11 protein-coding genes and 2 tRNA genes are annotated in these 12,665 nt (G+C 67.3%); 10 read left to right on the top strand and 3 right to left on the bottom strand.

Annotated elements, in window-relative coordinates:
• Positions 1 to 64: 64 nt before the first annotated feature.
• Positions 65 to 138: transfer RNA gene (locus F4561_RS19750), tRNA-Gly, on the bottom strand.
• 112 nt (positions 139 to 250) lie between these two features.
• On the opposite strand from F4561_RS19750, the gene F4561_RS19745 reads away from it, so the two are divergent.
• The 5 genes from F4561_RS19745 (at position 251) to clpX (ending at position 5,223) form a co-directional block, all read left to right on the top strand.
• A tRNA-Pro gene (locus F4561_RS19745) sits at positions 251 to 325 on the top strand.
• A gap of 224 nt (positions 326 to 549) precedes the next feature.
• Positions 550 to 2,019, top strand: a complete 1,470-nt coding sequence (gene tig / locus F4561_RS19740; protein ID WP_184580863.1) for a trigger factor — start codon at positions 550 to 552, stop codon at positions 2,017 to 2,019.
• A gap of 359 nt (positions 2,020 to 2,378) precedes the next feature.
• Positions 2,379 to 2,945, top strand: a complete 567-nt coding sequence (locus F4561_RS19735; protein ID WP_184580862.1) for a ClpP family protease — start codon at positions 2,379 to 2,381, stop codon at positions 2,943 to 2,945.
• 30 nt (positions 2,946 to 2,975) lie between these two features.
• Complete coding sequence (locus F4561_RS19730) at positions 2,976 to 3,596, top strand: ATP-dependent Clp protease proteolytic subunit (protein WP_184583893.1); 621 nt, start codon at positions 2,976 to 2,978, stop codon at positions 3,594 to 3,596.
• A 352-nt stretch (positions 3,597 to 3,948) separates the two neighbouring features.
• Positions 3,949 to 5,223, top strand: coding sequence for an ATP-dependent Clp protease ATP-binding subunit ClpX (gene clpX / locus F4561_RS19725; protein ID WP_312885384.1), 1,275 nt, complete (start codon positions 3,949 to 3,951; stop codon positions 5,221 to 5,223).
• A 108-nt stretch (positions 5,224 to 5,331) separates the two neighbouring features.
• Here the strand turns inward: clpX and F4561_RS19720 are convergent, their stop codons facing one another.
• On the bottom strand, positions 5,332 to 5,946 hold the full coding sequence (locus F4561_RS19720) for a DUF305 domain-containing protein (protein WP_184580860.1): 615 nt from the start codon (positions 5,944 to 5,946) through the stop codon (positions 5,332 to 5,334).
• Between the two features lie 242 nt (positions 5,947 to 6,188).
• On the opposite strand from F4561_RS19720, the gene F4561_RS19715 reads away from it, so the two are divergent.
• On the top strand, positions 6,189 to 7,622 hold the full coding sequence (locus tag F4561_RS19715) for an LVIVD repeat-containing protein (RefSeq protein ID WP_184580859.1): 1,434 nt from the start codon (positions 6,189 to 6,191) through the stop codon (positions 7,620 to 7,622).
• Positions 7,623 to 7,713: 91 nt separating this feature from the next.
• Here the strand turns inward: F4561_RS19715 and F4561_RS19710 are convergent, their stop codons facing one another.
• Positions 7,714 to 8,952: a folylpolyglutamate synthase family protein gene (locus tag F4561_RS19710; RefSeq protein ID WP_184580858.1), complete on the bottom strand. Its 1,239-nt coding sequence runs from the start codon at positions 8,950 to 8,952 to the stop codon at positions 7,714 to 7,716.
• Between the two features lie 77 nt (positions 8,953 to 9,029).
• Here F4561_RS19710 and F4561_RS19705 point away from each other — a divergent pair, with 77 nt between their 5' ends.
• From F4561_RS19705 to F4561_RS19690, 4 genes are all read left to right on the top strand, one after another.
• Complete coding sequence (locus F4561_RS19705) at positions 9,030 to 10,376, top strand: bifunctional folylpolyglutamate synthase/dihydrofolate synthase (protein WP_184583891.1); 1,347 nt, start codon at positions 9,030 to 9,032, stop codon at positions 10,374 to 10,376.
• A gap of 2 nt (positions 10,377 to 10,378) precedes the next feature.
• Positions 10,379 to 10,777 carry a DUF4233 domain-containing protein gene (locus F4561_RS19700; RefSeq protein ID WP_184580857.1) on the top strand — a complete coding sequence of 133 codons (399 nt, stop codon included), beginning with the start codon at positions 10,379 to 10,381 and terminating at the stop codon, positions 10,775 to 10,777.
• 235 nt (positions 10,778 to 11,012) lie between these two features.
• A complete protein-coding gene (gene ndk, locus F4561_RS19695; protein ID WP_184580856.1) occupies positions 11,013 to 11,420 on the top strand; it encodes a nucleoside-diphosphate kinase in 408 nt (135 codons plus the stop codon).
• 213 nt (positions 11,421 to 11,633) lie between these two features.
• Positions 11,634 to 12,665 carry a rod shape-determining protein gene (locus F4561_RS19690; RefSeq protein WP_184583889.1) on the top strand — a complete coding sequence of 344 codons (1,032 nt, stop codon included), beginning with the start codon at positions 11,634 to 11,636 and terminating at the stop codon, positions 12,663 to 12,665.

The following is a 12,665-nucleotide window of genomic DNA, read 5'->3' as shown; positions in this document are numbered from 1 at the left end:
GACACGCGCGACGAGCAAGGGCCAGGCCCGCCGGTTCTCCCGGCCGACCTGGCCCTTCGCTCTGTGGAGCGGGCGACGGGAATCGAACCCGCATGGCCAGCTTGGAAGGCTGGAGTTCTACCATTGAACTACGCCCGCATGGCGTCAGCCCGCCTGAGTTTCCTCTAGACTCGTTGAGCCGACGGGGACAAGACTACAGTCTCCACAGCGTTGGTTGTGCCACCACGGGGTGGTACCAGCGTGCGGCGCACGGGGAGTAGCGCAGCTTGGTTAGCGCGCATGCTTTGGGAGCATGAGGCCGCGGGTTCGAATCCCGCCTCCCCGACGACGAGGGTTTATGGTCCGTGGCCAGGTGGCCTGTACGGACCGTTCGCGGCTGCGCATTTGCCGTAGACTCGGCACCACCAGCAGGTGCGAGATCAGATCCAATGCTTTCGTCCAGAGCCCGGCGTCACGATCCGTGCCAGCCGGCGCTTACCGTATACCCGGGGCCAGGCAGTGCGCCGCGGACCGTCCCGGAAACAGCCGGAAATCTAGGAGTACCGCCCCGTGAAGACCGATGTCGAGGAGCTCAGCCCGACCCGGGTCAAGCTGACCGTCGAGGTCCCCTTCGAGGAACTCGAGCACGCCTTCGACGAAACATACAAGTCGCTCGCCAAGCAGGTCCGGATTAAGGGGTTCCGCCCGGGCAAGGCACCAGCTCGGCTGATCGACCGCCACGTCGGGCGCGGAGCGGTGATCAGCGAGGCGGTGAACCACGCCGTCCCCGAGCTCTACAACCAGGCTGTCCAAGAGGAGGAGCTGTTCACGCTCGGCCAGCCCGACGTCGAGATCACCAAGCTTGAGGACAACGACGAGCTGGCGTTCACGGCCGAGGTCGACATCCGCCCCAAGTTCGAGGTCACCGACTATGAGGGCATAGAGGTCACCGTCGACGACGCGGAGGCCACCGAGGACCAGGTCGAGGAGCAGATCGCCAACCTTCGCGAGCGCTTCTCCACGCTGATCGGCGCGGGTAGGCCCGCGGAGGTCGGGGACCACCTCTCCATCGACCTCTCCGCGGCCATCGACGGCGAGAAGCTCGACGACGTCCAGGCCAGTGGGATCTCCTACGAGGTCGGCACGAACACCATGCTCGAAGGACTCGACGACACCCTGGTGGGCATGTCCGAGGGCGAGACGGCGACCTTCACGACCACGCTGGTGGGTGGCGAGTACGAGGGCCGGGAGGCCGAAGTCACGGTCACCGTGCACAGTGTCAAGGTCAAGGAGCTGCCGGAGCTCGACGACGAGTTCGCGCAGATGGCGAGCGAGTTCGACACCATGGAGGAGCTGCGCGAGGACGTCCGTTCCCGGATGGACCACACGCGCCGCCTGCAGCAGCTCTCCCAGGCGCGCGACAGGGCCTTGGAGCAGCTCGTCGAGTCCATCGACGTCTCGCTGCCGGACTCCGTCGTCGAGGACGAGATCAAGCGCCGCCGCGAGAGCCTGGAGCAGCAGCTTGAGCAGAGCGGGCTGACCAAGGAGGCCTACCTCGAGTCGCAGGGGCAGAGCGAGGAGGAGTTCGACGAGGAGCTGACCAAGGGCGCCCACACCGCCGTCAAGGCCGGCTTCGTGCTCGATCAGCTCGCCCTGCAGGAGGACCTCACCGCCGACCAGAGCGAGCTCAGCCAGTACGTCGTGGACCAGGCGCAGCGAATGGGGGTTTCCCCGGACCAGCTCGCGCAGCACCTCGTGGAGTCCAACCAGATCCGCGTCGCCTACACCGAGGTCGTCCGGGCGAAGGCCATGGACCTCGTCCTGGCCAAGGCCGTGGTCACCGACGAGTCGGGCAACGTGATCGAGCAGGAGACCGAGGAAACCGAGGAGTTCGAGGGGTCCGAAGAGGCCGCGGAGGTCGCGGAAGCCCAGGACGAGGAGTCCCAGGAGTCCGCGGGGAGCGGCAGCGAGCAGGACGAGCAGCCGTCCGCCGCCGAGGGCACCTCGGATGAGGGCGCGGCGTCGGCGGCCAAGGAGTAGCCAGCCGCACAGGTCTGCTCTCGCGGTTTGTTGCGAGCGGTGCCGTGGGGACCCCGGGGTCCCCACGGCACCGCTTTTGTTTCAGGGAGCACGGGCCGTCCACGGCGAAGCGCCGGCCGGTGCCAGGGGGTTCGCGAAACGCGCGCTGGCCGGCCATGTAAGCGGCGGTGAGGCTGCGCCATCAGCGAACAGACCGCTCAGACGCCGATGGCAACGGGTGGTGGACGTTAGGCTCAATCGTGAGAACACGATTAGATAGCTGTCCGATGTGCACCGAAATCGGGTGAAAAGCAACTATGAATCCACTTCTGGCGGACTTTGATGTGAATATGCGGTCCCCCGAGGTTCCGCCCTCGTATATGGAGCAGACCCCGCAGCGGCTGCTCCGGCAGCGCATCATCGTGCTCGGAGAGCAGGTCGACGAGGAGGCCACGAACCGGATCTGCGGGCAGATCCTGCTGCTGGCCGCTGAGGACGGCAAGAGCGACATCACGCTGTACATCAACTCTCCGGGCGGGTCCGTCGACCACGGGCTGGCGATCTATGACGTCATGCAGTACGTCCCGAACGACGTGGTGACGGTGGGGATGGGGCTGGCCGCCTCCATGGGGCAGTTCCTGCTGACCGCCGGCACGCCGGGCAAGCGGTTCGCGCTGCCGCACACGCGCATCATGATGCACCAGCCTTCCGGGGGGATCGGTGGTACCGCCACCGACGTCAAGATCCTCGCTGAGCAGATGAAGTACATGAAGAAGATCCTTGCCGAGCGCATCGCCCAGCACAGCGGGAGAACGGTGGAGCAGATCGAAAAGGACTTCGACCGGGACCTGTGGTTCACCGCGGAGCAGGCCAAGGAGTACGGCCTCATTGACGATGTCGTGAGCTACTCCAACCAGGTTCCGTCCCACGACATCGTTTCCCAGTAACCACGCTCGGAGGTATCAGCGGTGAGCAGCATGTACGCGCCCCAGAGCCGTTACATGATCCCGTCCTTCGTGGAGCGGACGTCGTACGGGGTCAAGGAGATGAATCCGTACAACAAGCTCTTCGAGGAGCGGATCATCTTCCTTGGCGCCCCGATCGACGACACGTCCGCGAACGACGTGATGGCGCAGCTCCTGACACTGGAGCAGGTCGACAGCGACCGTGACATCCAGCTGTACATCAACTCGCCCGGCGGGTCGTTCACCTCCCTCATGGCGGTGTACGACACGATGCAGTTCGTCCGTCCCGACATCCAGACCGTGTGCCTGGGCCAGGCGGCGTGGGCCTCGGCGGTCCTGCTGGCGGCAGGCGCCCCCGGCAAGCGCGGGGCGCTGCCGAACTCCCGCATCGTGATTCACCAGCCGGCCACGGAGGGCACCCACGGCCAGGGGAGTGACCTGGAGATCCAGGCCAACGAGATCCTGCGGGTGCGGGCCCAGATGGAGCGGCTGCTGTCGCAGCACACCGGAAAACCAGAAGACGAGGTGTCCAAGGACATCGAGCGCGACAAGATCTTCACCGCCGAGGAGGCCGTGGAGTACGGGCTCATCGACTATGTCTTCCCGTACCGGAAGGCATCCCTGAAGGGCTGAGATACGCGTCGCGCTCCAAGACCTACGTGCTTGAACGGGCCGGTGGACGACGCGGCTGACCCCGGTCTCCGGCGGTGAGCGTCGCCTCTGGAGTCCGGGGTCGCCGCCGGCGCGGTTCACACGCCGGTGGGTGCCGTGTGGTGAAGCCGGCCCGCTTTTTCGCTTAGGCTCGAAGGACGACGCAAAGCTCGCCCGTCCGAGTCCGACAGCGGGTGCGCATATCCCGCAAGAGCGGTAGCTTGCTCACGAAGGGCGTGACACCGCCTCGGGATGTGGGGACGCCGCGAGGGATGATCCCCAGCCGTTCAGGCGGCTCGATGGCGGGATGGCCTACGTTCTAAGGAGAAGCTGGGTGGCACGCATCGGCGACGGTGGAGACCTGCTGAAGTGCTCTTTCTGCGGGAAGAGCCAGAAGCAGGTGAAGAAGCTCATTGCCGGTCCCGGTGTCTACATCTGCGACGAGTGCATCGATCTCTGCAACGAGATCATCGAGGAGGAGCTCGCGGACGCCACCGAGCTGAAATGGGACTCCCTTCCCAAGCCCCGCGAGATCTACGGATTCCTCGACTCGTATGTGATCGGCCAGGAGACGGCGAAGAAGGCGCTGTCCGTGGCGGTCTACAACCACTACAAGCGGGTGCAGTCCGAGGGTGACCGGCCACGCGACGAAGACGTCGAGATCGCGAAGTCCAACATCCTGTTGTTGGGGCCCACGGGGTCGGGCAAGACACTGCTGGCGCAGACGCTGGCCAAGATCCTGAACGTGCCGTTCGCGATCGCCGACGCCACGGCGCTCACCGAGGCGGGTTATGTGGGCGAGGATGTCGAGAACATCCTGCTCAAACTGATCCAGGCGGCCGACTACGACGTGAAGAAGGCCGAGACCGGCATCATCTACATCGATGAGGTCGACAAGGTCGCGCGCAAGAGCGAGAACCCCTCGATCACCCGGGACGTCTCGGGCGAGGGCGTGCAGCAGGCGCTGTTGAAAATCCTTGAGGGCACCACGGCGAGTGTGCCGCCGCAGGGCGGGCGCAAGCACCCGCACCAGGAGTTCATCCAGATCGACACCACGAACGTGCTGTTCATCTGCGGGGGCGCGTTCGCGGGGCTGGAGAAGATCATCGAGTCGCGGGTGGGCAAGCAGGGCATGGGCTTCAACGCCGTGCTGCGCTCGTCGGAGTCCGCCGAGGCCGTCGATGAGTTCTCCGACGTCATGCCCGAGGACCTGCTGAAGTTCGGGCTGATCCCGGAGTTCGTCGGCCGGCTGCCGGTCATCACGAGCGTGCACAACCTCGACCGCGAGGCGCTCATCCAGATCCTCACAGAGCCGCGCAACGCCCTGGTCAAGCAGTACCAGCGGCTGTTCGAGCTGGACAACGTCGAGCTGGAGTTCAGTGACGACGCCCTCGACGCGATCGCCGAGCAGGGCATCATCCGCGGCACCGGCGCCCGCGGCCTGCGCGCGATCATCGAGGAGGTACTGCTCTCGGTGATGTACGAGGTGCCCAGCCGCGAGGACGTCGGTCAGGTGATCATCACCCGCGAGGCGGTGCTGGAGCACGTCAACCCGACCATCGTGCCGCGTGCCAAACTCGCCTCGGAACGCGAGGAGAAGAGCGCCTGAAGCGGCGGGCCGCGCCGGGAACCGGCGCTGAGCCAACCGAGCTGACGCTGGGCCGCCGCCCATCCGCGGATGGGCGGCGGCCCAGCGTTGTTGCCGGCGTTGGGAGCGTCAGTCGTCGATGATGTTCTCCAACCGCGCGATCTCACCCCGCTGAGTGGAGATGACCTCGTTGGCGAACCCGCTGATCGTGTCGCTTGAGCCGTTGATGAGGACGTTTTCGGCCATCGTGACGCCTCCCTCGTGGTGCGTCACCATGAGGTCGACGAAGAGCTGGTCGAAGTCGTCGCCCGACGAGCCCTCAAGCTCGTCCATCTCCTCCGGACTGGCCATCCCCTTCATCTCGGAGTGGTCGATCTCGTAGTCCTCGGGGTTCTCGACGTTGCTGTTCACCCACCCCTGCATGGCCTTGATCTCGGCGTCCTGGCCATCGTAGATCCGTTCGGCGATGGAGACGATGGCGTCGCGGTCGGCGCGGTCCTCGGCCAGTTCGGACATCTCGAGGGCCTGCTTATGGTGCTCGATCATGTGGACCATGAACTTGGCGTCGGCCTCGTTGTGGTCGGGGTCCTCGCCTTGCTCAAGGTCCTCGGTCGGCACCGGGGCGGGGGAGTCACCGGGTGCCCCGGGGTCGATGATCGGGGGGTCATCGGCGGCGTTCGTTCCCGTGCACGCCGTCGCCGCGATGACCACGACGGCGCCCGCCGCCAGGATTCCTCGATGCACGGGAGCTCCTTCCGTGTGCCTGTGGGCGGTCCTGTCAACTACCCTTCCTGGGTTTCTACTTACCCGCGAGCCGTCTTGTCCAGGGGGATGAAACTTTCCTACCGATCACAGTGTGTAGGTTACGCCGCTGATCTGCGGCAATGTGTCCACGCTCAAGCGGAGTATTCCGCTCCTCTGTACATTTGAAGCTGATCACGGGTATTTTCTTCGTGTTTTCGGTGTGCACCGGACAAGGAGCTCACATGCCGACATCCCCCGTACGACACAGAAGATCCGGTTCGCGACTAGGTATCCGGCGTACTGGACTTGCGCTCGTCGGCGCGGCGGCACTGACGCTGACCACAGCGTTGATCCCCAACGCCGCCGCGGCCTCCGACATCCCACCGGAGGGTGAGGTCGAGACGAGCGACAACGTTGAGCACGTGGCGAACTCGCCGTTGCAGGCGCCGCTCGACAACACCGGCTCGGATCTGGCCTTCACCGGCGACTACGCGATCGCCGGCAACTACGACGGCTTCGTCATCTACGACATCTCCGACCCGGAGAATCCGGAGACCGTCAGCCAGGTCCTCTGCGAGGGTGGCCAGGGCGATGTCTCCGTCAGTGGCGACCTGGTCTACTTCTCGGTGGACTACCCGCGTGAGGACGAGTCGTGTGGCAGCCCCTCGAGCGACCCGTCGGATCCGGACGCCTTCGAGGGCATCCGGATCTTCGACATTTCGGACAAGACCCAACCGAGCTACGTCTCGGCGGTGCGTACCGACTGCGGCTCGCACACCAACACGCTCGTTCCGGGCGAGGACGGCGAAACCGACTACATCTACGTCTCGTCGTACGCGCCGTCCGAGGAGTTCCCGAACTGCCAGCCACCGCACGACAAGATCTCGATCATCGAGGTCCCGCTGGATGATCCCGCGTCGTCCGAGGTCGTGAACGAACCGGTGCTGTTCCCCGAGGGCGGCAACGAGGGTGATGACGGCCTGCTCCGGCCGACCGAGGGCTGCCACGACATCACGGCCTACCCCGAGAAGGATGTCGCCGCGGGCGCCTGCATGGGCGACGGTGTCCTGATGGACATCAGCGACCCGGTCGAGCCGCGGGTCTTCGAGCAGGTGCAGGACGAGAACTTCGCGTTCTGGCACTCGGCCTCGTTCAACAACGACGCGTCCACGGTGCTCTTCACGGACGAGCTCGGCGGCGGCGTCGCACCCACGTGCAACGAGGACATCGGACCGGAGCGCGGCGCGGACGCCCTGTTCTCCGTCCAAGGCAAGTTCGACAAGGGCAACAACGACCCCAAGCTGAGGTTCGACAGCTACTTCAAGATCGACCGCCACCAGTCCGACAACGAGAACTGCGTCGCCCACAACGGCTCGCTGATCCCGGTCGAAGGCGGGGACTTCTACGTGCAGTCCTGGTACCAGGGCGGTGTCTCCCTCATCGACTTCAACAAGTCGAAGAAGCCCAAGGAGATCGGCTACTTCGAGCGGGGTCCGGTCTCGGAGGACGAGCTGGTCACCGGTGGATCCTGGTCGGCCTACTACTACAACGGCTACATCTACTCCCGGGACATGACCGAGGGGCTTGATGTGCTCAAGGTGAACGACAAGCGGCTGGACTCCGCCGAGGACCACACCTACGAGGAGTTCAACCCGCAGAGCCAGCCGAGCTACTAGGGCTGAACCTTGATCCGGGAGCGCTGGTCCCGGAGTAACGTCCGCCCCGGCCCGCCGGTACACCCGCGCGGGTCGGGGCGGACGCTTTGGGTCAGACGGTGAAAAGCCGCTCGGTGTCGGCGTCGAGGAGGTCGAGGACGCGCCCGGTGAAGTAGACCGTGCCCAGGGCGAGGACGCGCTCGCCCAGTTCCGCCAGTTCCGCGCGGGACAGGCTCTCGGCATCGCGGTGCCGCCAGTGCGCGGGCATCTCGTGGCCGAACCGCAGGTGCGACTCTGGCAGCCGTACCGCGGTGACCGGCAGCGAGCCGAGCGCGGCGACGGCGCCGTCGACATCCTTGTGGTCGGGCAGGCACAGCAGCACATGGTCGATGCCGCCCCAGTGGCGCCGGGCGTGCTCGACCGCCGCGGCGACGCCGGTGCCGTTGATCGCGGAGTCGACGACGACCTCCGTGCGCGTACCGGGTACCGGGTGGTGGGACAGCCGGGCCGGCAGGTGCACCGACGACAGCACCGCGGCGAGCCTTTCCGGTTCGGCCGGTGGCCTGCCCAGGAGCCGCAGCAGGTGGCCGGCCGCCGCCCCACCCAGGTGGGCGGGGGCCGCGGCGAGGCCGTGCGGGGGCCGGGCTCCGTTGGACTCGGTGGCGGGCGGGTGCACGGTTCCGGGCCGGGTGCCCTCGGCCGCGACCTCGCGCACCGTGCGGTCGACGGCACCGGCGGCCTCGGGCGACTGCGGCAGGCAGACGAACGCCTGGGTGCTGGGGCCGGCGACACCGGCCTTCTCCGCGGCGATCTCCGCCACGCTGTCGCCGAGCACGCCGATGTGTTCGGCGAACACACTCGCCAGGGCGACGACCCGGGGGCCGGCCAGCCGCAGCTCGTCGCCGCGTCCACCCATGCCGGCTTCGAGTACGCAGGCGTCGGCGTTCAGGTGGCGCGCCCGGAGCAACCCGGCGATGAGGAACAGCCCGCTGGGAGCGAGATAGCCGCCGCCGGTGTCGGGAAGCCCGCGGCGCGCGGCGTCGATCTCTTCGGCGAGGGCGGCGATCTCGGTCTCGCTGCTGGCGGCCCCGTTGACCCGGACCCGTTCGCGGTGGCCGCGGAAGCTCGGGCCGGTGACGGTCACCACGCGCAGGCCCGCCGCGGCCAGGTGCGCCGAGGCGTAGGTGGCGGTGGTGCCCTTGCCCTTGGAGCCCACCACCCCGAGCACCGGAATGGCGGGGTTCCCGGGAAGATCCAGTTCGTGCAGCAGGCTGGCGGCGCGGGCGAGGCTGCGCCGCTCTTCCGGGCGGCGTTCGCGCCATTCCCGGAAAAAGACGTCCATACTCGGCATGCCACCAGTACAGCAGGCCGGAACCGGTGCGTGGGTGAGTACGCTTGGGACGTGTGGACACCGACCAAGCGCACGACGTGAGTGACAGCGGCAGCCGGCAGCGGTACGAGCAGGTCGCGGCCGAGATCAGCGCCCGTCGTGTCGAGACCGACATTGACCCGTCGACCGAGCGGATCCGCCAGCTCATGGATCTGCTCGGCGAACCGCAGCGCAACTACCCGATCATTCATGTGACCGGGACCAACGGAAAATCCTCGACCGCGCGGATGATCGACGCGCTGCTACGCGAGCGCCACCTGCGGGTGGGGCGCTACACCAGCCCGCACCTGCAGACCATGCGCGAGCGTGTCGTTGTGGACGGCGAGCCGATCTCCGAGGAAGCGTTCGTCGCCGCCTACGACGACGTCCGCCCGCTGGTCGACATGGTCGACGCGGACAACGAGATCGCGCTGTCGTTCTTCGAGGTGCTCACCGCCATGGCGTTCGCCGCGTTCGCCGACGCGCCGGTGGACGTGGCGGTGGTCGAGGTCGGCATGGGCGGGGCCTGGGACGCCACGAACGTCGCCGACGCCGACGTCGCCGTTGTCACCCCCATCGCCATCGACCACACCGAGTTCCTGCCCGACACCGTCGAAGGCATCGCCGAGGAGAAGGCGGGCATCATCAAGCCCGACTCGATCGCGGTGCTCGCCCAGCAGCAGGTTCCTGCGGCCGAGACGCTGATGCGGCACGTGTCCGAGGTCGGCGCGCGCGTGGCCCGCGAAGGGCTGGAGTTCGGGGTGGCGCACCGCGACGTCGCCGTTGGTGGCCAGAGCCTCGCGTTGAAGGGGGTGCGCTCCGGATACGAGGACCTGTTCCTGCCGCTGTACGGGGCGCACCAGGCCGGGAACGCGGCCGTGGCCGTGGCGGCGGTCGAGGCGTTCGCCGCGCCGGTCGAGGGCGACGAGGGGCTCGACCCGGAGCTGATCAGCTCCGCGCTGGCGGCGGTCGACACCCCCGGGCGCCTGGAGATTCTGCGGCGCAGCCCCACGGTGCTGGTCGACGCCGCGCACAATCCCGCGGGAATGGCCGCGACGGTGGAGACCGTCGAGGAGGCGTTCTCCTTCACGGGCCTGGTCGGTGTTGTGGCGATCATGGCCGACAAGGATGTCGAGGGGATCCTGGAACCCCTGGAACCGTTGCTCACCGAGGTGGTGGTGACCCGCAACTCCTCGCCGCGCAGCCTCTCGCCGGAACAGCTCGGCGAGATCGCCGAGGGCGTGTTCGGGGCCGACCGGGTACACCTCGCGCCCCGGATGGACGACGCCATCGACCAGGCCGTGAACCGCTCCGAGGAGTCCAGTGAGTTCGGTGGTGCCGGGGTGCTCATCACCGGATCGGTTGTCACCGCCGGGGACGCCCGCCACCTGCTGGGAGGGGAGTAGCGATGCGAACCCTGTGTGCGGTGGTGCTGGCGTTCGAGGCCATCGTCATCGGTCTGGCCGTGCCCGTGGCCATCCAGCTCGGCGGCCACCCGCCGGCGACGGCCGGCGCGGTATGGGGCGGCCTTGCCGTGGCGGCGCTGGTGCTCGCCGGCCTGCAGCGCTTCCGCTGGGCCCACCTGGCCGGGTGGGTGCTGCAGGGCCTGGTGATCGCCAGCGGGTTCCTGGTACCGGGGCTGGCCCTGCTGGGCGTGGTCTTCGCGGGCCTGTTTGTCGCCGCGACGGTCGTGGGCCTGCGAACGGATGCCATGAAACGGTCGGCGGAGGACGCACGCGACACGGCGGAAGCGTCGCCCGAGACCGAAACCGGCGGACACGCGGCCGAGGACGCTGCCCAGGGGTAGCCGCCGGACCCCCGGTGCCGCGTCGTTCGCCGGGGTCAGGGAAGGTGCGCAGAGGGGTAGCATTGCGGAAAGCTGGGCGTCCGCACGTCCCCCGTGACTGATCGGCTATCCGGCGGCGCGGCCCCCTGGTTTCCACGCCGGGACCGGTCGTTTCCGGCGCTGGCCGTGTGGGGAATTCGCGGAACCGAAACCGGCGCAGCCCATCCGAGCAGCAGCAGTTGAGGAGACTACTGACGTGGAGCGCACCCTTGTACTGATCAAGCCTGACGGCGTGCGTCGCAACATCATCGGCGAGATCATCTCCCGCATTGAGCGCAGGGGTCTGCGCATCGTCGCGATGGACCTGCGCACTCTGGACACCGGCACCGCGAAGACGCACTACGAGGAGCACGCCGAACGCCCGTTCTTCGACTCGCTGGTCGAGTTCATCACGAGCGGTCCCCTCGTTGCCCTCGTGGTCGAGGGCGAGCACGCCGTCGAGGCGTTCCGCGCACTGGCCGGTGCCACCGACCCGATCACCGCCGGACCGGGGACGATCCGCGGTGACTTCGCACTTGAGGTGCAGGAGAACATCGTGCACGGCTCGGATTCCAGCTACTCGGCCGAGCGCGAGATCAAGCTGTTCTTCCCCGATCTGGGCTGACCAGAGTCGGGTGATCGACAGGCGCCGGGGGGCCGACCCCCGGCGCTTTTTTGTGTCCTCTTCGGGCCGTAACGATTCGGTGTGTTTGCGTAGCCAACTGAACGCTGAGCGTTACGATACGAGTGCCGAATCCGCATCCATGCAGGAACGAGCCCGTATTGACCGCCCTGGCGTAGCGCACCCGTTTGGTGCCGATGAGGACGCTTAATGAGCATGAACAATCTCGCCTTTCTCGGCCGCGACATGGCGGTCGACCTCGGAACCGCGAACACGCTGGTGTACGTACGGGGTCGGGGCATCGTCCTGAACGAACCCTCGGTCGTCGCGCTCAACACGTCCACGGCCAAGATCGTGGCTGTCGGTATCGAGGCGAAGCAGATGATCGGCCGGACTCCGAGCAACATCACGGCCGTGCGCCCGCTCAAGGACGGCGTCATCGCCGACTTCGAGATCACCGAGCGCATGCTGCGCTACTTCATCCAGAAGATCCACCGCCGCCGCCACTTCGCCAAACCGCGCGTGGTTGTGGCAGTGCCCAGCGGCATCACATCCGTTGAGCACCGCGCGGTCAAGGAGGCCGGCTATCAGGCCGGGGCGCGTCGCGTGTCCATCGTGGAGGAGCCCATGGCCGCCGCGATCGGCGCCGGTCTGCCGGTGCACGACCCGACCGGCAACATGGTTGTCGACATCGGGGGCGGCACGACCGAGGTCGCGGTCATCTCCATGGGCGGCATCGTGACCTCCCAGTCCATCCGCGTTGGCGGCGACGAGATGGACCAGGCGATCGGTACCTCCGTCAAGAAGGAGCACTCGCTGATGGTCGGCGAGCGCACCGCCGAGGAGCTGAAGTTCGCGATCGGCTCGGCCTACCCCATCGACGGCGAGGAGCTGCACGCGGAGGTCCGCGGCCGCGACCTCGTCAGCGGGCTGCCCAGGACCGTGGTGCTGTCGGCCGCCGATATCCGGCAGGCCATCGAGGAGCCCGTCGCCTCGATCATCGACGCCGTCCGGACCACGCTCGACAAGTGCCCACCCGAGCTGTCGGGCGACATTATGGATCGCGGCATCGCCGTCACCGGCGGTGGCGCCCTGCTGCGCGGTCTTGAGGACCGGCTGCGCCACGAGACCGGCATGCCCATCCACCTCGCCGAGAACGCCCTGGACTCCGTCGCGGTCGGCTCCGGGACCTGCGTGGAGAACTATGATCGGCTGAACCAGGTCCTCGTCCCGGAACGGCAGCGCTGA

The sequence above is a fragment of the Lipingzhangella halophila genome (assembly GCF_014203805.1).
GTDB lineage: Bacteria > Actinomycetota > Actinomycetes > Streptosporangiales > Streptosporangiaceae > Lipingzhangella > Lipingzhangella halophila.
The sequence above is the reverse complement of the archived record's forward strand: the minus strand, read 5'-3'. Positions and strand labels throughout refer to the sequence as shown.

Excerpts from the sequence above, each read along its gene's own strand:
- F4561_RS19735 (WP_184580862.1), top strand. The coding sequence starts at position 2,379 with ATGGAGCAGACCCCGCAGCGGCTGCTCCGGCAGCGCATCATCGTGCTC.
- F4561_RS19730 (WP_184583893.1), top strand. The coding sequence starts at position 2,976 with ATGTACGCGCCCCAGAGCCGTTACATGATCCCGTCCTTCGTGGAGCGG.
- F4561_RS19715 (WP_184580859.1), top strand. The coding sequence starts at position 6,189 with ATGCCGACATCCCCCGTACGACACAGAAGATCCGGTTCGCGACTAGGT.
- F4561_RS19710 (WP_184580858.1), bottom strand. The coding sequence starts at position 8,952 with ATGCCGAGTATGGACGTCTTTTTCCGGGAATGGCGCGAACGCCGCCCG.
- F4561_RS19700 (WP_184580857.1), top strand. The coding sequence starts at position 10,379 with ATGCGAACCCTGTGTGCGGTGGTGCTGGCGTTCGAGGCCATCGTCATC.
- F4561_RS19690 (WP_184583889.1), top strand. The coding sequence starts at position 11,634 with ATGAACAATCTCGCCTTTCTCGGCCGCGACATGGCGGTCGACCTCGGA.